Source organism: Streptosporangium sp. NPDC000396, from assembly GCF_042898655.1.
In the GTDB taxonomy this organism is placed as follows: Bacteria; Actinomycetota; Actinomycetes; order Streptosporangiales; family Streptosporangiaceae; genus Streptosporangium.
Window position 1 is genome coordinate 110923 of record NZ_JBIAZA010000008.1, and the last position, 21307, is coordinate 132229.

The 21307-nt window shown below is 69.8% G+C and carries 21 protein-coding genes; 14 read left to right on the top strand and 7 right to left on the bottom strand.

Going from position 1 to position 21307, the window contains the following annotated elements; genetic code table 11:
• Positions 1–45: 45 nt before the first annotated feature.
• Positions 46–876, bottom strand: a complete 831-nt coding sequence (locus ACFY2X_RS14970; protein WP_389937990.1) for an SGNH/GDSL hydrolase family protein — start codon at positions 874–876, stop codon at positions 46–48.
• Positions 877–960: 84 nt separating this feature from the next.
• On the opposite strand from ACFY2X_RS14970, the gene ACFY2X_RS14975 reads away from it, so the two are divergent.
• The 3 genes from ACFY2X_RS14975 (at position 961) to ACFY2X_RS14985 (ending at position 3293) form a co-directional block, all read left to right on the top strand.
• Positions 961–1593 carry an NAD(P)-dependent oxidoreductase gene (locus ACFY2X_RS14975; protein WP_389937992.1) on the top strand — a complete coding sequence of 211 codons (633 nt, stop codon included), beginning with the start codon at positions 961–963 and terminating at the stop codon, positions 1591–1593.
• Positions 1594–1741: 148 nt separating this feature from the next.
• The gene (locus ACFY2X_RS14980) at positions 1742–2068 is read left to right on the top strand and encodes a type VII secretion target (RefSeq protein ID WP_389937995.1); all 327 of its coding nucleotides are present in this window, start codon (positions 1742–1744) and stop codon (positions 2066–2068) included.
• A gap of 19 nt (positions 2069–2087) precedes the next feature.
• Positions 2088–3293, top strand: a complete 1206-nt coding sequence (locus ACFY2X_RS14985; RefSeq protein WP_389937998.1) for a hypothetical protein — start codon at positions 2088–2090, stop codon at positions 3291–3293.
• Between the two features lie 407 nt (positions 3294–3700).
• On the opposite strand, the gene ACFY2X_RS14990 is transcribed toward ACFY2X_RS14985, so the two are convergent.
• Complete coding sequence (locus tag ACFY2X_RS14990) at positions 3701–4270, bottom strand: TetR/AcrR family transcriptional regulator (protein WP_389938001.1); 570 nt, start codon at positions 4268–4270, stop codon at positions 3701–3703.
• Positions 4271–4399: 129 nt separating this feature from the next.
• Here ACFY2X_RS14990 and ACFY2X_RS14995 point away from each other — a divergent pair, with 129 nt between their 5' ends.
• The 4 genes from ACFY2X_RS14995 (at position 4400) to ACFY2X_RS15010 (ending at position 9345) form a co-directional block, all read left to right on the top strand.
• Entirely contained in the window at positions 4400–5653 is a 1254-nt protein-coding gene (locus ACFY2X_RS14995) for a trypsin-like serine peptidase (protein WP_389938004.1), read from the top strand.
• A gap of 139 nt (positions 5654–5792) precedes the next feature.
• Complete coding sequence (locus ACFY2X_RS15000; RefSeq protein ID WP_389938006.1) at positions 5793–6767, top strand: aldo/keto reductase; 975 nt, start codon at positions 5793–5795, stop codon at positions 6765–6767.
• A 90-nt stretch (positions 6768–6857) separates the two neighbouring features.
• Positions 6858–8714, top strand: a complete 1857-nt coding sequence (locus ACFY2X_RS15005) for a BTAD domain-containing putative transcriptional regulator (protein WP_389938009.1) — start codon at positions 6858–6860, stop codon at positions 8712–8714.
• 181 nt (positions 8715–8895) lie between these two features.
• Positions 8896–9345: a hypothetical protein gene (locus ACFY2X_RS15010; RefSeq protein ID WP_389938012.1), complete on the top strand. Its 450-nt coding sequence runs from the start codon at positions 8896–8898 to the stop codon at positions 9343–9345.
• A 55-nt stretch (positions 9346–9400) separates the two neighbouring features.
• Here the strand turns inward: ACFY2X_RS15010 and ACFY2X_RS15015 are convergent, their stop codons facing one another.
• The 4 genes from ACFY2X_RS15015 to ACFY2X_RS15030 form a co-directional block, all read right to left on the bottom strand.
• Positions 9401–9673, bottom strand: a complete 273-nt coding sequence (locus ACFY2X_RS15015) for a DUF6510 family protein (RefSeq protein ID WP_389938014.1) — start codon at positions 9671–9673, stop codon at positions 9401–9403.
• 2 nt (positions 9674–9675) lie between these two features.
• On the bottom strand, positions 9676–10428 hold the full coding sequence (locus tag ACFY2X_RS15020; RefSeq protein WP_389938017.1) for a ferredoxin reductase: 753 nt from the start codon (positions 10426–10428) through the stop codon (positions 9676–9678).
• Positions 10398–11000 (bottom strand): sulfite oxidase-like oxidoreductase, encoded by a 603-nt coding sequence (locus ACFY2X_RS15025; protein WP_389938020.1) that lies wholly within the window; start codon positions 10998–11000, stop codon positions 10398–10400. The genes ACFY2X_RS15020 and ACFY2X_RS15025 overlap by 31 nt, the downstream gene beginning before the upstream one ends.
• Positions 11001–11232: 232 nt before the next feature.
• Positions 11233–12375: an ROK family protein gene (locus tag ACFY2X_RS15030; RefSeq protein WP_389938023.1), complete on the bottom strand. Its 1143-nt coding sequence runs from the start codon at positions 12373–12375 to the stop codon at positions 11233–11235.
• 104 nt (positions 12376–12479) lie between these two features.
• On the opposite strand from ACFY2X_RS15030, the gene ACFY2X_RS15035 reads away from it, so the two are divergent.
• From ACFY2X_RS15035 to ACFY2X_RS15055, 5 genes are all read left to right on the top strand, one after another.
• Entirely contained in the window at positions 12480–13208 is a 729-nt protein-coding gene (locus ACFY2X_RS15035) for an amino acid ABC transporter ATP-binding protein (protein ID WP_389938026.1), read from the top strand.
• A 21-nt stretch (positions 13209–13229) separates the two neighbouring features.
• Positions 13230–14174 (top strand): glutamate ABC transporter substrate-binding protein, encoded by a 945-nt coding sequence (locus ACFY2X_RS15040; RefSeq protein ID WP_389938029.1) that lies wholly within the window; start codon positions 13230–13232, stop codon positions 14172–14174.
• Positions 14174–14818, top strand: a complete 645-nt coding sequence (locus ACFY2X_RS15045) for an amino acid ABC transporter permease (protein ID WP_389938032.1) — start codon at positions 14174–14176, stop codon at positions 14816–14818. Before ACFY2X_RS15040 ends, ACFY2X_RS15045 begins: the two co-directional genes overlap by 1 nt.
• A complete protein-coding gene (locus ACFY2X_RS15050; RefSeq protein ID WP_389938035.1) occupies positions 14815–15639 on the top strand; it encodes an amino acid ABC transporter permease in 825 nt (274 codons plus the stop codon). The genes ACFY2X_RS15045 and ACFY2X_RS15050 overlap by 4 nt, the downstream gene beginning before the upstream one ends.
• Before the next feature lie 111 nt (positions 15640–15750).
• Positions 15751–16497: a copper homeostasis protein CutC gene (locus ACFY2X_RS15055; protein WP_389938038.1), complete on the top strand. Its 747-nt coding sequence runs from the start codon at positions 15751–15753 to the stop codon at positions 16495–16497.
• A 22-nt stretch (positions 16498–16519) separates the two neighbouring features.
• Here ACFY2X_RS15055 and ACFY2X_RS15060 read toward each other — a convergent pair whose 3' ends face one another.
• The gene (locus tag ACFY2X_RS15060) at positions 16520–17815 is read right to left on the bottom strand and encodes an erythromycin esterase family protein (RefSeq protein ID WP_389938041.1); all 1296 of its coding nucleotides are present in this window, start codon (positions 17813–17815) and stop codon (positions 16520–16522) included.
• A gap of 246 nt (positions 17816–18061) precedes the next feature.
• Between ACFY2X_RS15060 and ACFY2X_RS15065 the strand changes: the two genes are divergently transcribed.
• Positions 18062–19480, top strand: a complete 1419-nt coding sequence (locus ACFY2X_RS15065) for a phenylacetate--CoA ligase family protein (protein ID WP_389938044.1) — start codon at positions 18062–18064, stop codon at positions 19478–19480.
• Positions 19481–19553: 73 nt separating this feature from the next.
• On the top strand, positions 19554–21236 hold the full coding sequence (gene polX / locus ACFY2X_RS15070) for a DNA polymerase/3'-5' exonuclease PolX (protein ID WP_389938046.1): 1683 nt from the start codon (positions 19554–19556) through the stop codon (positions 21234–21236).
• Positions 21237–21307: the final 71 nt, after the last annotated feature.

Genomic DNA, 21307 nt, shown 5'->3' on the forward strand with positions numbered 1-21307 from the left:
TCCTGTCCGGCAGCCGAAGTATGCCCGACGCGGCGCGATGACGCGTCAGGAAGGGCCGGGCGCCGCGGTCAGCGCGGCGAGCAGGGTGAGGAGGGTCACCCGCTGCCCGGCGGGCGTCGGATGCACCCCGTCCTGCCCGAGCAGGTCGTGACGCGCGTCGGCGGAGAAGGCCGCGTGCACGTCCGCCACCGGCTCCTCGCGCTCGCGGATACTCGCGGCGATCGCGGCGATGTCGTCGCCGCGCCAGCTCACCCGCTGGTGACGGAAGGGGGCGAAGGCCTCGATTCGTTCCTCATCGACGGGATGGGGCGTCATCCAGATCCACTGCGCCCCGGGGGCGGAGAGCTCGCGCATGGCGGTCAGGTTGCGCCGCGTCTCGGCGGGGCTGACCAGGGTCGGCCCCTCATGCCCGGCCCGGCGGGCGTCGTTCGCACCGAGCTTGCAAAGGACCCAGGCGGCCCGGCCGCCCGCCGCCGCCCACCGGGACAGCGCCTCCGTGGTGGTCTGGCCGGACACCGCGGTGTTGAGCACCGTGATGCCGTCGGCCTTCCGCCGGAGGTCGAGGAGCTGCCGCAGGATTTCCAGCCATGACAACAGGTCCGCAGTGTCGCTCTCGCCGATGCCGACGATCGTGTCTCCCGGCTTGAAGGGCAGCCGCTCGACCTGCTCGGCGATCGCCTCGTCCTTCAGCAGCTCCACCGCCGTCTCGCGCACTTGGGAGGCGAACTCCTCGCGCACTTGCCGGTATGCCCCGGGCCGCGCGCCGAGCACGGCGGCGAGCCTGGTCTCGTCCGCGTCACGAAGGTAGGGCAGCACCTTCTCCGGCTGCATGTAGCGCATCAGCCGCTCCAGCATCTCGCGCTCTCCTGCGCTCATCACGATCACTCCTTCTGTGGCTTACATTTGTTCATACAGTATGTATGACTGAATGAATTCGCGCACCGAACGAGAGGACGAGCGATGAAGGTTGCTGTCGTGGGAGCGGCGGGCCGTACGGGCGGCCTCCTGGTCGAACAGGCCCTGGAGGAGAACCACGAGGTCACGGCGCTGGTCCGGTCTCCGGGCACGATGGGGACGAAACACCCCCGGCTGCGCGTGGCGCGAGCCGACGTCTTGGATCCCGATGACCTGCGGGAACCTCTGCGAGGACACGATGCCGTGGTCGTCACGCTCGGTGTGAAGGGGCGCGGCAGGACGGCCCTGTTCTCCGAAGGCGCGCGAAACGTGATCCGCGCGGCGGAGGCGGCGTCGGTGCGACGCCTGGTCGTCATGTCCTCCGCCGGACTGTCAACCGGGCATCTGCCACTCGCGCAGCGGCTGGTGTCCGAGTTCGTGGTGGGCCGGATCTATCACCACATCCACCACGACCTGGCCCGGATGGAGGCAGAGGTCGCCGGCTCCGGCCTCGACTGGACGATCGTGCGGGTGCCCATGCTCAAGGAGGGCCCGCGCACCCAGGGCTACCAGGTGTCGGTGGGAGGCCACCTTCCCAAGGCGGGCAGCGCCACCAGGGCGAACATCGCGGACTGGATCATCCGCCACCTGACCGACGCCACCGCCTTCCGGCAGAGAGTCGAGATCGCCGACTCGTGACCTCGGCTTCCGGCATCGGCACCGCCCGACGGCACACGCATGGTCCACCCACCGCCTCACGGCACACACATGATCGTCTTCTGTCGTTGTCCTGATGATCACACCGCGTTCATCGAGCCGGCAGACGGGTGTTCGTATTCTCTGACCCATGCCACCAGAGAGCCGGGAGCGGGGCCTGCAGGTCGACCACGACAGTCTGCGATCCACCGCCATCACCATCCAGAAGGCCGCAGACAGACTTGAGGATCTCGTCCGGCGCACCCTCGCCGCGACCCCAGGCCGGTCCGACGGTGACCGTGGCGCGCCGGGCGCCGAGTTCGACGACGAGTACGACGGCATCCTGCAGCACGCGCCGCAGGCGTACACGGCGCTGATCGGCCACCTGAACGGGATCGCCGACAAGATCACTACGGCCTCCGCCAACCACCGCGCCGGCGAGGCGGCCAGCATCGCCTCCATCCGACGGGGCGCGTGAGCAGGTGGAGCTGTCTGGCATGCTGGCGTCGATGTACGCCCTGGTCAAGGATGCCGCCCCGCTGCCTGACGACGACGCCGCCGAGCGGCTGGCGACAGCCGGGGCCTGGAGCGATCTCGGCGACGACCTGCGCAAAGCCGCCAAGCAGATCGAACCCGCCGCCGAGCACCTCATGACCACCAACCAGGGCGCCGACGTGGACGCCTTCCAGGCCACGTGGCGTGGCAAGGAAGGGCCGGGCCACCGGCTGGCGGCGGGCGCGGCGGCCGCGGACCTGACCGCCGTGGGCACCATGGCCGTCGTGGTGCTGCGGGCCGTCTGGAAGATGCTCGTTCTCTACTACCTCGTGGTGCTCGCCGTGTCGCTGGCCCGCGCTCTGGCTGCCGGTCCCCTGGGCTACTTCCTCTGGGCATCGCGGCTGGTGGGGGTGCGGGTGGCGCTGCGGACCCTGCTGCTGCAGGCGCGCAAGCACATCGGCGAGGTGGTGCTCGGCACCCTGGTCAGGGCCAAGGGGATCCTGACCGACCCACTGCTGTTCCTGCTGCCCCCGGCCTACCCCGCCGGACACGCGATCCGCTACCTCATTTCGTACGGCCTCAAGTCGCCCGACGAGGAGGCGCGCAGGAAGGCCGAGGAAGTGCTCGTCAAGACTCCCGCGGGGCGCGAGGCGCTGGCCTGGGCGCGGGAGCACGGCGTCACCGTTCTCTTTCACAAGGGTGAGATCAGTGACATGGCCAACGGCTACCGGACGGCCGGGGACTTTGACGACACGACGGATGTCCTGAGAATCGGGCTGACCGATGAGCGGTCGCCGCAGGAACTGGCCGAGACCTTCGTGCACGAGGTCAACCACGCCCGCAACCAGAACACCCCTGATCCCCTCCGGATGGGACGGCAGGAATTCATCGAGGCGTCGCTCGACGAAGAGGTCGAAGGCGATGTCAAGGCGCACGAGTTCGCCCAGCAGCTGGCCGAGAGCGAGCGCGGGGACGTCACCGTGATCGACGACTACCGGTCGGCCTACGACCGCGCGATCGACGCGGAGTGGTACGCCCGTCTCCAGTCCGGGCAGCCACAGATGACCAGCGAGGAGAAGCATCGTATCGGGGACCAGGCGGCCCGCGCCGCGCTCCGTGAGAAGTTCATCACGGCGGGATACCAGGAGAGGTACGGCAAGGCGTGGGACTGGCGCTGGCTGGGCGCCGTGAACCCCGACCAGTGGTGAGCCGCGGCCGGCGATCGTGGACCGGGCTCGGTGGCCGGTGATGTTCCCACGGATATCGGCGGCCGGGACGTCGGCCTTGCGGCAGAGCGTCAGGATGACGGTGTCGTCGATGGAAGAGGTGGAGACTCGACGGTCGCGGAAGGCGAACAGCGGGCGCACGTGTTCGCCGGTGCGGCGGTCGGCGAATGTCGGCGGGCCGGGCGGAGGACCTGCCAGGCGTCGGAGGAGACCCGATCACCCGGAGCCGGCTTCCACGTGACTTCCCACCCGCTGAAACGGCAGATGTACGGCCGGGCCGGCTTCATCCGCTCCAGCGGAGAATCCCGCTCTCGTGGACCGCGCAGCGACTCACGTCACCACGGGATTCGTGCCGAAGCCCGGTCGACGGCGTATCTCGATCCCGCCTGTCATCGGGTGGTCAGAGTTGAGCGGGTGGGTTCTCGCAGCAGGAGCCGGAAGAAGGCGTCGCGCAGATCGTCGCGGCGGTGGCCGTCGAAGAGTTCTTCGAGGCTGACGTCGCCGACCATGGTGACCATCATCCGGGCGACCGGTTCGGGCGGGTCCCAGCCGATGGCGGCAAGGTCGTCGACGACCAGGGCGGCGGTGCGGTCGTTGCGGGCGCGCATTTCGTCGAACAGATCGGCGTCGGTGCGGGCCTGCACCAGCATGGCCCGGGTGGCACGGGTTTCCAGGCACATGTCGAGGTGGAAGGTGATGCCCTGGATCAGCCGTCGCCGCCCGGGGGGCAGGTGGCCCACCGCGGCGGCCAGCCGCCGTTCGGCTTCGTCGTGATAGAGGCGGTGCAACGCACGCAGGAAGTCTCTGCGGTCGGTGAAGTGCTGGTAGAAGTTCCCCTTGGACATTCCGGCCGCCTCGACCACGGCGTTGACCGACATCCCGGTCAATCCGCGCTCCTGGGCGACGTGGAGTCCCGCACGCAGCAGCGCTTCACGTCCTGGGCCTGCGGGCCGCGCCATGAGCAACATCCTTCCCGATACAGCCGTGCTGTGATCTCGGCCACACATCCTTGACGGTGAATCCGTTCCCGATCAGTGTATGGCCGATCTGATATGACCGACTGGTCGGTCAAAGATGGGAGCCGTCGTATGACATCGATACCCACGCGGGTCGGCACCTTCGCCGCCACGGTGCTCCTGGCCGTGACCGCGACCGCGGCCGGCGGTCTCGCACCGGCCGCGCACGCCGACACCACCCCGTACGAAATGGCCCGGATGGTGCCGGCCGGAGCGGGCTATCAAAGCGCCCTGCGGGCCGAGATCAACCACTGGACCACAGGCAGGATCGCGGCGGCCGCCCTCAACGACGACACCGGCAACGCCATCGGGCGAGGCTCGGACGCCGTTCCCCCCGCCGACGGATGGAACGACCTGGCCGCGCCCTGGAAGGGACAGGGCTTGATCACCGGAACCGCCGGGAAACTGCTGCTGCGGGTCAACGACGCCGCCACCGGCCAGTTCGACCACCTGGCAGCCTGCACCGCCACCGTGGTGCAGAGCGCCAACCGCAGCGTCGCGGTCACCGCCGGGCACTGCTTTCGAGAGCAACTGGCCAGCAACTTGAACGGGCCGAATCACATCGCGGTCAACGCCGTGTTCGTTCCCGGCTTCGACGGCACACATCTGACCCGCATCCCCGCCAACCTCACCGATCCACAAGCCATCAACGACTACGTCCGGAACACGCCGCTGCCCGGCCCGGACATCGCCCCCTACGGCGTGTGGGGCGTCACCCGGGTATGGCTCACGAACACCTGGTCGCGGAACAAGAACAACTTCAGCGGCAACGACATGGCCGCGTTTCTGGTCGACAACCCCGATGCCACCGCTCCGATCCAGGACATCACCGGCGGGCAGGCAATCGCGTTCGACCACCCACGCGGCCAGTTCATGACCGCGTTCGGCTACCCCACCTTCAACCGGACCTCGTCCGCCGGGTCGGCGCAGTGGTACGCCCCGCAGTACGACGGCAACAACCTGCCGCTGTTCGGCAAGCCCGGAGCCAACGGCGTCCCCGCCGGCCAGGTGCGCGCCTACGACGGCCGGGCCCTGATCGTCTCCCGCGGCACCACCACCCCCGACACCGGCGGCAACTTCGACGACATCATGCCCACGGCCCAGGCCCAGGGCTCCAGCGGCGGACCCTGGTTCGACACCTTCGACCCGGCCACCGGCACAGGCACCCTCATCGGCGTCGTCTCTCACTTCGTTTCCAGCAGTTCCGGCGGCTTCGGCCTCGATCAGATCTGGAACCCCGCCCGGCCCTACATGGCCGGCACCCACTTCGCCGACCAAGAACGAGCGGTCTATCAGATCGCCGCCGCCGCCACTCCGCGCGCATAGCCGCCCGCTCCTCACGACCGCACGGAGGTCGTCGCCGGTCGAGGAAAAACCGCAGGACGGCGGCACCCTGACCGTGCCGATTCACAGATGGTCTCCCGATTAGGGTGGATGCGGGTCATGAAGATCGGGAGGTTTCACAATGGAATATGTGCGTTTGGGGTCCACGGGCATGAAGGTGTCGAGGGTGTGCCTCGGCATGATGAGCTACGGAGACCCCGCCAAGTGGAGCGGGTGGGTCCTCGACGAGGCCGCCTCGGAGCCGATCGTGCGTCGAGCCGCCGATGCGGGAGTGACGTTCTTCGACACCGCCGACGTCTACTCCGCCGGCAGCAGCGAAGAGGTCACCGGCCGCCTGCTCCGCAAGATCTTCCCCAGCCGGGACGACTACGTGCTGGCCACCAAGGTCTTCTTCCCGATGGGTGACGCCGTCAACGACCGCGGCCTGTCGCGCAAGCACATCCACTCCGCGATCGACGACTCGCTGCGCCGCCTGGGCACCGACTACGTCGACCTGTACCAGATCCACCGCTGGGACTCCGAGACCCCGATCGAGGAGACCATGGAGGCCCTGCACGACGTGGTGCGTGCCGGAAAGGCGCGTTACATCGGGGCCTCCAGCATGTATGCCTGGCAGTTCGCCAAGGCCCAGCACACAGCCGAGATCAACGGCTGGACAAAGTTCGTGTCCATGCAGAATCATCACAACCTGCTCTACCGCGAGGAGGAGCGGGAGATGAACCCGCTCTGCGCCGACCAGGGCGTGGGCCTGATCCCGTGGAGCCCGCTGGCCCGAGGACTGCTCGCCCGCGCCGGATCCGACGAGGCCACCACCCGCGCCGAAACCGACGCGCGCATCGGCGCCCTCTACACCGACGCGGACAACAACCGGCAGATCCTCGACCGTGTCGCCCAGGTCGCCGGGGAACGCCAGGTCCCCCCGGCCCAGGTGGCTTTGTCCTGGCTGCTCCACCAGCCGGGCGTCACCGCCCCCGTCGTCGGCGCGACCAAGGACAAGCACGTGGACGACGCCGTCGCCGCGGTGGACCTGGCCCTGACGGACGGGGAACTCGCCTTCCTCGCCGAGCCGTACCGCCCGCGGGCCGTCGCCTACTGATCGCGGCCGGTACGGCCTGCCGTACGGGGGCCTTGATCCACTGCTGGAGACAACCCAAGCCAAACGGGGCGTTATGGGATACTCCGCTTCGTGGATTTTCTGGTACTTGGCCCTCTGGCGGTTACGCACAACGGGCAGTCCACCGCCCCCACCGCCGCCATGGACCGTGCCTTCCTCGGTGAGCTGCTCGCCCATCCCGGCCAGCCGGTCTCCGCCGAACACCTCGCCGACGTCCTCTGGCAAGGCCGTTCACCCGCCGATCCGGCCAACGCCGTCCAGGTCCGGGCCTCCCGGCTGCGGACGCTGCTCCGCTCCATCGCGGATCCCGCCGAGACCGGGGCGGTTCTGCTCACCCGTCCCGGGGGATACGAGCTGAACCTCGACAGCGCGGGCACGGATATCGCGCGCCTGCAGGAGGCCCTCTCCCTGGCCGATGCCGCCGAGACACCGGCGGCGGCCATGGCCGCGCTGGAGCAGGGGCTGGCACTGTGGCGGGGGGAACCGTTCGCCGACGTGCCGCAGACTCCCTGCGTCCTGCGGCAGGTGGCGCACTCGCAGGAGCTGCGGCTGTCGGCGATGGAGGCGTACGCGGACCTGTGCCTCACCCAGAAGAGGCTTCCGGCCACCATGGTCGCCGATCTGGCCGACCTCGCGGCGCACAACCCCCTGCGGGAGCCCCTCCACTATCGGTTGATGAAGATCTTGCACGTGACCGGCAGGTCCGCCGAGGCCCTGACGGTGTACGAACGGCTCCGCAGGACCCTCGCCGAGGAACTCGGCACCGACCCGCAGCCCGAGCTGCGCCGCCTGCACCAGGAGATCCTGGCCGAACACGGCGTCGACGCCGCCGAGCGCGCGGCCTTCGTCCCGGACCTCTCCGACCTCTCCGAGTCTTTGGTGTCCGTGACGCCGTCCCGGCCTCAGCCTCTCGCGACCGCGGACCTCGGCTCCGCGCCGGTGCCCGCCTCGGGCTCCGAGCCGACGGCCGCCGGTTCTCAGGACGTCCTTCTCTCCGACCTCTCCGAGGGGACGATTCCGGACCGGCCGACCGGCGTCCGGCGGGACGTCGCCGGGGACGACCTCGCGGAAGCCGAGCAGGACGCGGGGAACGCAGCGCGGGACACGGTCGCGCGGGACACGGTCGCGCGGGACACGGTCGCGCGGGACACGGTCGCGCGGGACACGGTCGCGCGGGACACGGCGAAGGCCGGACAGGACGCCGACGCGGAACCGCACACGGTGGGAAGCCCGCAGGACACGGCCTGGGTGGAGACTCGGCACACCGTGAAGGACGAGCGGAACACAGCCGAGGCGGAACCAGAAGCGGCGAAGGACGGACCGGGCACGGCCGGGGCGGAGACTCGGCACACCGTGAAGGGCGGGCCGGAGGGTGAGCAGGGCGCCCGGCCTGACCGTCGTGCGCCGCTTGCTCTTCCCGCTCCTCGCACCCCGCTCGGCCGCCGTCTCCTCAACGTCGCCGCCATGGCCGCGCTCGCCTGCCTGACCGGTCTCGTGGCGTACTGGCTGTCCTGGCATCCGGCCGGCAGCCCCTCCCCCGCCGTCTCCTCCCCCACCGTCTCCCAGCGCCCCATCCCCGGAGACAGCTCGCGGCTGGACGCGGACGTCACCTTCCCCGACGGCAGCCAGGTCAAGACGGGCGAGAAGTTCGTCAAGACCTGGAAGCTCACGAACACCGGCACCGTCCCGTGGCAGGACCGCTATCTGAGCCGCCAGGGGCCCGGGGACGGCCGCGACGTGTGCCTGTCGCCTCGGAGGGTGCCGATCCCCGACACCGGCCCGGGCCAGTCGGTGCTGTTGAGCGTTCCCGTGGAGGCACCCGCGAAGCCCGGAGCGTGCAAGGTCTACTGGAAGATGGTCGACGCGCAGGGGAACCCCTATATGCCCCACCTGCATGGAATCTTCTTCGACGTGAAGGTGGTCCGTTAGTGGGCGACGATCCCTGATTCCCCTCTGGGCCGTCTGACCTGTGGCTTTATGATCCCTGTCCGGGAGCCGGGCGATCGTTCAGGGGTTGCGCGCCGAGCCGTACAGGGACAGTGCAGGGCTGACGGCCAGGATGCTTGCCGGTGGTGGCGAACCGCGCCGCCCTCAACCGGAAGGTCCGCGAATGGGTAGAAGACTCGCCGAGGTCGCCACGATCAGTGCGCTCCTCCTGCCGATGCTGGCCGGCTTCAGCGGGTCGGCGCAGGCCGAGACCAACCCCGCCTGCTCCCGCGTGACGCAGATCGGATCCACCGGCTACGTCGACGTGGGCGGCCAGGAGTTCGCTTCGGTGAAGCAGTTCAAGGGGTGCGGCAAGAACTGGGCCTACCTCTTCGTCTGGGCGTCCTACCGAAGGAGCCACGGCTCGTGGAACGCGTGTGTCTCGATCGCCACGAAGAACTCCTCGGGCGGCAGGACGATGAGGGACGTACGCTGCGACAACGGCCGGTTCACCGAGCTGTGGTCGTCCGGTGCCGACACGCTGCGGGTGTGCACGGTGGCCCTGGGGTGGAAGGGCAACGGCCCCTTCCCCTATCGCGGTGAGCCGACCGCCAGGACCAGCGAGCGCTGCTGAGCTCGCCTCGCCCGGGGCGTACGGGGGCACGCCCCGGGCGGTTCCGGTGGAGCCGTCACGAATCGCCGGGCAGCTCGAACTGCACGCATGTCATCCCGCGCAGATCCAGCCACACCCGCCCCGGCCCCCGCACCAGCCGGAACAGGACGGCCTCGCAGCCGGGGCAGCGGCCCACCAGGCCGGGGGCGCGGGTGTAGAGGCGCGCCTCGGCCACGACGAAGGTCCGCGAGCAGGTCGAGCACAGACCCGTGGCTGCGGTCAGATCAACGGCGAACACCTCCCGCAAAGCTCCTCCGGCGGCGTTCCCGTCGAGGTGGTTCTCGGTCATCGTCATCCTCCACTGGGGCCGAAACGTTCGGTGCGGATGCGGGCCGGGTCGTGGCCGGCGGCGACGAGCAGCCCGGCGGCGGCCTCGACGAAGCCGGTCGGCCCGCACACGAAGCAGGTCGGCCCCGTCTCCGGCGCCCAGGCGGCCGTGGCGAGCAGACCGGCGTCGACGCGTCCGGCGGGGCGTTTCCAGCCCTCCGGCACCCGGCGGGTGTAGGTGTAGGTGACGTTCAGGCCCGATCCGTTCCTCGACGAGTCGCGCAGTTCGTCGCGGTACAGCGTCGCCTCGGGATCACGCACCGAGTACAGGAGCCGGAACGGTGCCGGGCCGGGAACCGCCGCCCGGGTGCGGATCATCGCCATGAGCGGGACGATGCCGGAGCCTCCCGCGATCAGCTGCACCGGTTCCGGTGCCTCGGGCCGCCACACGAACCAGCCGCCGATCGGACCGCGCATCTCCAGCGGGTCTCCCACGGCGAGCACCTGCGTGAGGTACGGGGAGACCTCTCCGTCGGGCAGCCGTTCGACGGTCAGCTCCAGACGGTCTCCGTCCGGCGCCGAGGCGATGGAGTACGACCGCTGGGTGGAGTAGCCGTCGGGCGCGGTGAGCCGCACGTCGACGTGCTGGCCCGCCAGGTGACCGGGCCAGCCGGGCACGTCCAGGGCGATCGTGCGGGCGGTCGGGGTCTCGTCGCGGACGTCCGCCACCGTGGCGACCTTCCAGGTCAGTCGCCCCAGTACCGTTGCTCTCGCCATGGGTCCCCGTAGTTGTGGTAGCCGACGCTCTCCCAGAATCCGGGCCGGTCCTCGTTGAGGAGCCGGATGCCGCTCACCCACTTGGCGCTCTTCCACAGATACAGGTGCGGCACGAGCAGCCGGGCGGGCCCGCCGTGCTCGGGGGCGAGGTCCTCACCCTCGTAACGGATGGCGATCCACGCCTGCCCGTCGAGCAGGTCTTCCACGGGCAGGTTCGTGGTGTAACCGCCGTAGGAGTGCACCAGGGCGTAATCCGCCGAGGTCTCCACCTCGGCGAGCAGGGTGTCCAGCGAGACGCCTTCCCAGGCGGTGCCGAGCTTGGACCACTTGGTGACGCAGTGCAGGTCGACCGTGATCTGTTCGACGGGAAGGCAGTTGAGCTCCGCCCAGTCCCATCGGTGCGGATGGCCGGTCTCGGTGGTGACGGTGAGGTGCCAGTCGTCCATGGGGATCTGGGGCGTGGGCCCAGCCGAGAGCACGGGAAAGTCCTCGGTGAGATACTGCCCGGGCGGCAGGTCCGGGGTGCCGCCGCGACGGCGGCCGGAGAACCCCGGCGAGACGATGCCGGTCATGTCTACCTCCCATCTCTGGCAGGTCAAGACAGCCGCGACATGTCACCCGATCGGATCACGAAGACAGCGGATCGCGACCACAAGACAAATCCCATCACACCCGCTCGCGCTGCTCCTCGCCGGGCGGCCGAAAGACGTCACGGGGACGGCCGAGAGGCGTCATGAGGGTCGGCGAAGCGGGTGCCCGGGCGGGGCCCCCTGCGGGCGGGGACCGGCCGGGCGCCCGGCTCGCTCAGCTCAGCACGGCGTCCAGGAGCAGGGACCCGGCGCCCAGCAACGCCGCGTCCGGACCCGAACGCGTGGCGGCGATCTCCAGATCTCGGGTGGCCAGGGGCAGGCAGCGTTCGTAGACGGCGGCGCGGATCGACGAGATCAGCAGCTCGGCCGTGGACAGGCTGCCGCCGACCACGATGGCGTCGGGGTTGAGGAAGTTCACCAGGACGGTGAGCACCTCGCCGATGAGGCGGCCGGCGTTCCTGATCAGGGCGGTGGCCTCGGGCACGCCGTCCTCGACGAGGGCGACGAGGTCGGCGGGCCGCCATACGACGATGCCCTGTTCGGCCAGGGCGCTCATCAGCGCGGCTCCGCTCGCGTAGGCCTCCAGGCAGTCGGGGTGGCCGCAGGAGCACATGACGGAGGAGTCGGTCCGGACCCGGACGTGGCTGATGTCGCCGGCCGCGCCACGGCCCCGGTGCAGGCGGCCGTCGACGATCACACCGCACCCTATGCCGCTGCCGACCTTCAGCACCATGAGGTTGTCGAGGCCGGGCCAGGAGCGGGCCTCGCCGACGGCCATGAGGTTGGCGTCGTTCTCGACGAGCACCGGCAGGTCGTAGCGCGCGCCGAGATACTCGGCGATGGGGAAGTTGTTCCAGCCGGGCAGGCGCGAGGGGGACACCACGCGACCGCTGGCGGGGTCCACGGGGCCGGGAATGCCGGTGCCGACCCCGCGCAGGGGGACGCCGGGCGGGCCGTGGGCCGCCAGGAGCTCCTCGAACGAGTCGGCCATCCAGTCCAGGGTCGCCTCGGGGCCCAGCGTGATGTCGCAGGGGCGCTCCTCGACGACCAGCGGGGTGCCGCTGAGGTCGAGCAGGCCGAGACGGGCGTGGTGCGTCCCGAGGTCGGCCACGGCGAGCAGCCCCGCGGTGGGGCTGACCCGCAGCCGCCGTGGCCGCCGGCCGCCGCGCGAGGTGCCCGGCCCTTCCTCGACGAGCAGCCCGGCGTCGATCAACTCCTCGACGCGCAGGGAGACACTCGACGCGGCCAGGCCGGAGAGGCGGGCCAGTTCGGCGCGCGACTCGGCATGGCTGGTGGCGACGAGGCGTAAGAGATCACCTTGAGCCCCCCGTATGGGCAGCCTCTCTTTGCCTGACATGGAGAGAGGAATACCACGCCTGCACTTGCTACGGCAATCTGTTGACTTAGCCCAGAATCATCCCTTACGTTCCGTTTTATCTTCGATTTCGAAGGAAGATGGCAATGATTAAGGTCCAAGGGCTGAACAAATGGTTCGGCGACCACCACGTGCTGCGCGATATCGATCTTGATGTGGAGCAGGGCGAGGTCGTCGTGGTGATCGGCCCTTCCGGGTCCGGGAAGTCCACGCTGTGCCGCTGTCTCAACCGGCTGGAGACCGCGGGTTCGGGCGACGTCCTCATCGACGGTGTCCCCGCCCCCGTGGAGGGCCGGGAGCTGGCCCGGCTCCGGGCCGACGTCGGCATGGTCTTCCAGTCGTTCAACCTCTTCCAGCACATGAGCGTGCTGGAGAACGTCATGCTCGCGCCGATGAAGGTGCGCGGCGTCAGCCGTACCGAGGCGGAGAGGACCGGGCGGAAGCTGCTGGCACGCGTCGGCATCGCCGAGCAGGCCGACAAGCTGCCCGCGCAGCTTTCGGGCGGGCAGCAGCAGCGGGCCGCCATCGCCCGCGCGCTCGCCATGCGCCCCAAGGTGATGCTCTTCGACGAGCCCACCTCGGCCCTCGACCCCGAGATGGTCGGCGAGGTCCTGGACGTGATGGCCCAGCTCGCCGCCGACGGCATGACCATGCTCGTCGTCACCCACGAGATGGGCTTCGCCCGCAGAGCCGCCGACCGCGTGGTGTTCATGGACGGCGGCCAGATCGTCGAGACGGCCGCGCCGGACGTCTTCTTCCACGCTCCCGAGACGGACCGGGCCAGGGACTTCCTGGCCAAGGTACTCACTCACTGATCGCAAAGGATGGTGGGCCCGATGGTGTCCATGAAGCGGGTGGCCGCTGTCGCCGCCGTGTCGATGATCGGCCTGTCGGCCTGTGCGGGCACGGATTCCGGCAGTTCGGCCGTGCCGGGCGGGACCGGCAGCCCGGCGGTGCCGGGCGAGGCCAAGGGCGGTGATCTGCTGGCCAAGGCGCCGGTGGCCGCCGCCGCCGACATCCTGCCCGGCTCCACGATGGAAAAGATCAAGCAGCGAGGCGAGCTGATCGTCGGCGGGTCGCTCGACGCGCCGCTGCTGTCGCAGCAGAACCCGGTCACCGGCCAGGTCGAGGGGTTCGACGCGGACATGGGCAAGGCGCTCGCCAAGTACATCATCGGCGAGCCCAAGGTGAAGATCGTCAACTCGGCGTCGGAGACCCGTGAGGCGCTGCTGAGCAACGGCACCGTGGACGTCGTCTTCCAGACCTACACGATCACCCCCGAGCGGGCCAAGCAGGTCGCCTTCGCCGGGCCGTACTACTCCTCGGGCCTGACCATCGCGGTCAAGAAGGGCACCTCGGGGATCGCCAAGCCGGAGGACCTGAACGGCAAGACCGTCATCGCCGGGGCGAACACCCCGGCCATCCCGGCGATCAAGAAGGTCGCCCCGCAGGCGCAGATCGTGACCTTCGGCAGTGACCCCGAGTGCATGCAGGCGCTCAAGCAGGACCGCGGCGTCGCCTACGTCCAGGACGAGACCCTCCTTGTCGCCAACGCCCAGAAGGACCCGTCGGTCCAGATCGTCGGCCAGCCGTTCACGACCGATCCGTACGGCATCGGCCTCAAGCACGGCGACGACCAGTTCAAGAAGTTCGTCAACGACTGGCTGAAGAAGACCCAGGCCGACGGCCTCTGGCAGCAGATCTGGAAGAACTCCCTCGGCACGGTCGTGCAGGGTGAGGCTCCCACCCCGCCGCAGATCGGATCGGTGCCGGGTTCCTGATGTCCGCGATCCTCGATCATCTGCCGGAGTTCTGGCAGGGGCTGATCGTGACCCTCCAGCTGACCGCGGCGTCGTTCGCCGGCGCCGCGGTCGTGGGGCTCGTGATCACCGCCATGCGGGTCAGCCCGGTCGGCGTCCTGCGCGGGATCGGCACGGTCTACGTGGAGACCCTCCAGAACCTGCCTCTCCTCGTGCTGCTGGTGCTCGCCGTCTTCGGCCTGCCGGAGATCGGAATCAAGGCCGACCTGCTGGTGACCGCCATCGTGGTCATCGCGCTCTACGAGGCCGCCTACATCGCCGAGGCGCTGCGCTCCGGCGTCAACGCGGTCTCCGCCGGGCAGGGCGAGGCGGCCCGCGCGCTCGGGCTGACCTTCGGCCAGTCCCTGCGCCACGTGGTCCTGCCGCAGGCGCTGCGCACGGTGATCCAGCCGATGGGCAACGTCTTCATCGCGCTGACGATGAACACCTCGCTCGCGGCCGCGGTGGGCGTGGTCGATCTGACCGCCGCCGCCAACCGGGTGAACCTCACGGAGGCCCAGCCCATCCCGATCTTCGTCGGGGCGGGCCTGGCCTACGCGCTGATCGCCGCCTGCGCCGGTTTCGTCACCGGGCGGCTCGAACGACGGCTGGTGGTGGTCCGTTGAGCAACCTGCTCTTCGACGAGCCCGGCCCGCGTGCCCGCCGCAGGATCCGGATCGCGACCGTGGTGGGGGCGGCCGCGGTGCTGGGTCTGCTGGCGCTGGCCGTACGCCAGTTCGCCGCCAACGGCCAGCTCGACGCCGTCCGCTGGCAGCCGTACGCGACCTGGCCGATGTGGCGCTACCTGCTCAACGGGCTGTGGTCCACCGCCCTGGCGGCGGTCGTGTCGGCCGCGCTCGCGATGGCGGCCGGGCTGGCGCTGGCCCTGGGACGGCTGTCGCGGCGCCGGTGGGTGCGGATGCCCGCCGCCGCGTACGTGGAGGTCGTCCGGACCGTCCCGGCGCTGCTGCTGGTCTACATCGTGCTGTTCGCGCTGCCCCGCTACGGGCTGGATCTGCCGCTGTTCTGGAAGCTCGTGGTGCCGCTGGCGGTCTCGAACGCGGCGGCGTTCGCGGAGATCTTCCGCGCCGGGATCCTGTCCGTCGAGCGCGGCCAGAGCGAGGCGGGCCTCGCGGTCGGGCTCACCTACGGCCAGACCATGCGCCTGATCGTGCTGCCGCAGGCGGCCCGGCGCGTGCTGCCCTCGATCGTCAGCCAGTCGGTCGGCCTGCTGAAGGACACCTCGCTCGGCTTCGTCGTCAGCTACGCCGAGCTCCTCTACAGCGGCAAGATCCTGGCGACCTACAACGGCCTGCTCATCCAGACCTATGTCGTCGTCGCGCTGATCTACCTGGCGGTCAACGCGTCGCTGTCCAAACTCGCCCGCGTCCTCGAAGCCCGCACTCCCCAGTCCGGCCGGCCGCGAAGAAGGCTCGCCCGTGCCTGAACTCGCCCCGGTCGCCGAGAGCGCGCCCGTCACGGGGACGGCCGGGTCCGTGACTGTTCCGGTGCCGGACGGGGGCATCCCGGTCGGCCAAATCCATGCTTTGGGGGAAAAATGAGTCTTAAATATGAAATCTGCATTGACAGTACGGCAGGCGCGCTGGCGGCCGAGCAGGCGGGGGCGCATCGCGTCGAGCTGTGCGCGGCGCTTTTCGACGGCGGCCTCACCCCCACCCTCGGCACCGTCGAGACGACCCTCGCGGCGGTCTCCTCGATCCGCGTCCATGTGATCGTCCGCCCTCGGGGCGGTGACTTCATCTACGACGACTACGAGATCGCCGCCATGGAACGCGACGTGGCGGCCGTCCGTGACGCGGGGGCGCAGGGGGTGGTGGTCGGGGCCCTGACACCGTCGGGCCAGGTGGACGTCGAGGTGACCAAGCGGCTCATCGACACGGCCGAAGGGCTCTCGGTCACCTTCCACCGGGCCTTCGACATGACCGCGGACCCGTTCGCCGCCCTGGACACGCTCACCTCGCTGGGCGTCGACCGGGTGCTCACCTCCGGCCAGGACACCACCGCGCTCGAAGGCGCGCCGCTGATCGCCTCACTGGTCGAGCGGGCGGGGGATCAGCTGATCGTCATGCCCGGCGGAGGCATCACGCCTCGCAACGTGAACCGCGTCGCCGAGGCCACGAGGGCCAAGGAGATCCACTTCGCCGCGCTGGTGGACGCGCCCAGCCCCGCGATCCACCGCAACCCCTATCCGTTCATGGGCGGCGAGCTGCGCCGGCCCGAATACGCCCGCCTGGTCACCTCCCCCGGCCTGGTCTCCGAGGTGATCTCCGCCTCCGGAATCTGAGGGGTCGCGAGGCCTGCCGGGCTCACACCCCGGTGGGCACGGTCTCCAGTTCTCCGCGGCCCTCCCGTTCCAGGTGCAGTGGCTGGAGCGGGGAGGTCCTGGCGAGCCAGCAAAGGGCGTCGTAGCGATCGCCCATCTTGCTCGGCACGTAGTTGCGCCGCTCCCGCGTCGGGTCGTACACCACGCCGATGGCACGGTGCCCTCGCCAGGTCGCCAGCCAGCGGGCGCCCGGCCGGTCCGCGAAGACGAACAGGGAGCGGTCCAGATCTCCGCCGGGGCCGGACAGCAGCCCCTCGACGGTGTCCGGCGGCGGGGAGGGGACCGGCATGACCTCCGAGGTCGCCCCCCAGCGCGGGCTCGCGACCACCTCGCCGCGGGCGGTGGCGAAGCCGACCAGCACGACGCCGTCCGGGCCGTGCCGCTCCCTGGCGAGCTGCCCGAGACTCACCATCCCGCCCCGCGCCATGGTGGTGGCCCTCGCGTCGCCGATGTGGGTGTTGTGGGCCCATACGACCGCCCTCGCGTCCGCACCGTGGAAATGCAGCAGCCGATCCAGGGTGTCGGCCATGTGGGTGTCGCGGACGTTCCACGACTCCGCCCCGCCGCTGACCATGGATCGGTAGTAGCGGTCCGCGGCCGCCGCCACCTCGGCGTTCTGCCAGACGTTCAGGCTCTCGGCCGGGTCCGCGGAGTCGGCGGGGACCGCCTGCCGTACCCGGGCCAGCAGCATGACCACCTCCCGCTCGCACCCCTCCGGCACCAGCCGGACGCTCCGGGCGTACGCCTGCGGGTCCTCGTGGCAGGGCTCGAAGCAGCGGTAGGCATCAAGCGCGGTCTCCACATAGTCCGGGTGATACTCGTGCAGGTAGAGGAGGATGGACCGCAGAGACTCCCACAGGCTGTAGACGTCCAGGCCGTAGAAACCCACCCGCCTGCCGTACGGCAGGCCCGCGTTGTGCCCCCGCAGCCACCGGCAGAAATGCGCGGTCTCGACGTTGGCCCACATCCAGGTCGGCCAGCGGCGGTAGGAGTCCAGTGCCTGCCACGGGTCCTGCGGCGAGTCGTCCGCCAGCGTGACCGAGCGGTTGACCCGCCAGCAGTCCGGCCAGTCCCCCTCCACCGCCACGAAGGAGAAACCGCGCTCCTCGATCAACCGGCGGGTCAACGCCGCCCGCCAGGTGTAGAACTCGTGGGTTCCATGACTCGCCTCACCCAGCAGCACGCACCGGGCGTCGCCGATGCGATCCGTCAGCGGGCCGAGGTCGGCCACCTCCTCCAGGGGAAGCGCCATCTCCCGGACCTCGTCCGTCTCTTCCATCGCGTATCCGTTCCAGCAGAAGATCCGGCCTCGGCCTCCCGCCCGTGGCCGGAGGCCATGGCAGCCGCGATGCGCATCGCCGGCGTGATCCCGCCGTGCTCGAAACCCCGAAGACCGGGAGGTGCCCTCTATCCGACCCGTTCCCCGTTCGCGCGGGTTGATGCGGCGGCCTGCCTCCAGGCGGGCGGCACGGGATTCTCGCCGCGAACACCGGGATTCGCCAAGCGGAAGTCGTAAAGTCGGCTGATGGATCCTCGTGACCGCGCGGTCGAGCTGTTTCATCGGGTTGCGGCGTCGGTGCCCGCCTACGGCGCTTTTCTCAGGGATCAGGGGGTGGATGCCACACAGGTCAAGACATTTCAGGATTTCGTACGGCTACCGCTGACCACCAAGGACAACTACACCCGCCGTTATCCCCTCCCCGAGCTGTGCCGGGACGGCGTGATCGGTGACATGATCGCGGTGTCGTCGGGCTCGACCGGCACGCCGTCGTTCTGGCCACGGTCGGCGGCCGACGAGCAGGTGATCGCCGAACGGTTCGAGCAGGTCTTCCGGGACGCGTTCCAGGCGGCGGAGCGCCGGACCCTCGCCGTCGTCTGCTTCGCGCTCGGCACCTGGGTCGGCGGCCTGTTCACCCTCGGCTGCTGCCGCCATCTCGCCGCGAAGGGCTATCCGATCACCGCCGTCGCCCCCGGGAGCGACAAACGCGAGATCCTCCGGGTGATCCCGGAGCTGGCACCGCACTTCGACCAGGTCGTGCTGCTCGGCTACCCGCCGTTCCTCAAGGACGTCATCGACACCGGCCTCGCCCAGGGCCTACCGTGGGCCGACTACTCGATCAAGCTGGTCACCGCCGGAGAGGTGTTCAGCGAGGAGTGGCGCACCCTGGTCGCCGAGCGCGCGGGGATGACCGACCCGGCACGCGACACCGCCTCTCTCTACGGCACCGCCGACGCCGGAGTGCTCGGCAACGAGACCCCGTTGTCCGTCGAGATCCGCCGCTTCCTCGCCGCGCATCCCGAGAAGGCCAGGCAGCTGTTCGGCGAGTCACGTCTGCCGAGCCTCGTCCAGTATGACCCGCGGGTGCGCTTCTTCGAGGAGCAGAACGGCACCCTGCTGTTCACCGGCGACAACGGCATCCCGCTCATCCGCTACCACATCGCCGACGAAGGAGGCCTCGTCCCCCACGACCGCATGATCGCCTTCCTCCGGCGGCACGGCTTCCACCCCACCGTCGAGGACCCCCGCCTGCCCTTCGCCTATGTCTTCGGCCGCAGCCACTTCACCGTCTCCTACTACGGCGCCAACGTCTATCCGGAGAACATCGCGGTCGGCCTGGAACAGCCGGAGGTCAGCGCCATGGTGACCGGCAAGTTCGTGCTCGAGGTGGTGGAGGACGCCCGGCGGGACCGGCAGCTGACCGTGACGGTCGAGCTGGCGCCTGGCCTGCGCCACTCCGAGGAGACGGCCCGGATCGTCGGTGACTCGATCCTGGCCCAGCTGCTCCGCCTCAACAGTGAGTTCGCCAACTACGTTCCCCCGGAGAGGCGGCCACCGGTCATCCGCCTGCGCGAGGCGGGCGACCCCGAGTATTTCCCGCCCGGCGCCAAGCACCGTTACACGAGGAAACCGGCCGGTGTCCCTTCCGCCCCGCCGGGCGTCTGAGGACATACGGACCTCGGTCCGGCCGGCCGGGGCGACCCGGGAAAACGTCGGTGCGATCTTCTAGGCTGGGCCTATGGCACGAGCTAATGACGCTGTGGCGGCCGCCCTTGAGGAATACGCCGAGCTGTTCGCGATGACGGGTGGCGACGCGTTCAGGGTGCGGAGTTACCAGAAGGCGGCCAAGGCGATCGCGGGGTTCCCCGAAGACATCGCGACCACCGCCGTGCGGAGCGTCCCGGGAGTGGGCGAGGCGATCGCCAAGAAGGTCGAGGAGCACCTCGCGAGGGGCAGCTTCCGGCAGCTCGACGACCTGCGCGCGAAGGTTCCCGAGGGGGTGCGGAGGCTGACCCGGGTCCCCTCGCTCGGGCCGAAGAAGGCCGTCTTCCTCTTCCAGGAGCTCGGCATCGACTCCCCCGAGGCGCTCGCCGAGGCCATCGGGCAGGGGCGGCTCAAGGGCCTGAAGGGCTTCGGCGCCAAGACCGAGGAGAACCTGCTCAAAGGCATCGAGCAGCTTGAGCAGGCCAGCACCAGGGTGCACATCGGCGTGGCCATGGACCTGGCAGAGCGGATCATCGCCTCCCTGCCCGCCGAGCGGATCGCCTATGCCGGATCGCTGCGCCGGATGAAGGACACCATCGGCGACATCGACATCCTCGCGGTCGGCCCCGAGTCCCTGATGGACGACTTCAAGGGCCAGCCATATGTCGCGGAGGTCATCGCCTCGGGCGAGAAGAAGACCTCGGTCCGCACCACCCAGGGCATCCAGGTGGACCTGCGCGTGGTCCCGGCCGAGTCGTGGGGCGCCGCGATGCAATATTTCACCGGTTCCAAAGAGCACAACGTGCACCTGCGCGAGATCACGGTGAAGAAGGGCTGGAAGCTCTCCGAATACGGGCTGTTCGAGGGCGATCGGGTGATCGCGGCCGAGCGCGAGGAGGACATCTACCAGGCGCTCGGCATGCCGTGGATCCCGCCGACGCTGCGCGAGGACGGCGGGGAGATCACCGCCGCGCTCAAGGGCGAGCTGCCCGTGCTGATCACCCTGGACGACCTCCGGGGCGACCTGCACACCCACACCGATCTGACCGACGGCATCGCCTCGCTGGAAGACATGGTCGCGGCGGCTCACGCCCGCGGCCACTCCTACTACGCGGTGACCGACCACGCCCCCGACCTGGCGATGCACCGGATGACCCTGGACAAGGCCCTGGAACAGCGCGAGCGGATCCGGCGGCTCCAGGAGAGATATCCAGACATGCGGCTGCTGCACGGCACCGAGCTCAACATCGCCCCCGACGGCTCGGTCGACTGGCCGGCCGAGGTGCTGGCGGGCTTCGACGTGTGCGTGGCGAGCGTGCACTCGCACTTCACCCAGTCGCGCGAGGAGATGACCCGGAGGTTCATCTCCGCCTGCGAGAATCCGCACGTGCACGTCATCGGCCATCCCACCACCCGCCAGATCGGCAAGCGCCCTCCGGTGGACGCCGACTGGGACGCGGTGTTCCGCGCCGCGGCGCGCACCGGCACCGCGCTGGAGATCGACTCCTTCCCCGACCGCTCCGACCTCCCCTCCGACCTGGTACGGCTGGCGCGCCACCACGGCGTGAAGTTCTCCATCGACAGCGACGCCCACGCCGTGCCCCACCTGGCCAACCAGCGCTTCGGCATCGGCATCGCCCAGCGCGCCTGGCTCACCGCCGACGACGTGATCAACGCCTGGCCGCTGGAGCGGCTGCTAACCTTCCTGGGTCACTGACCGCCACAAAACCATTACCCCCTTCGTAAATTACATGGTTTTTTGGTAGGAAATATATGTAGTGGAAGGGG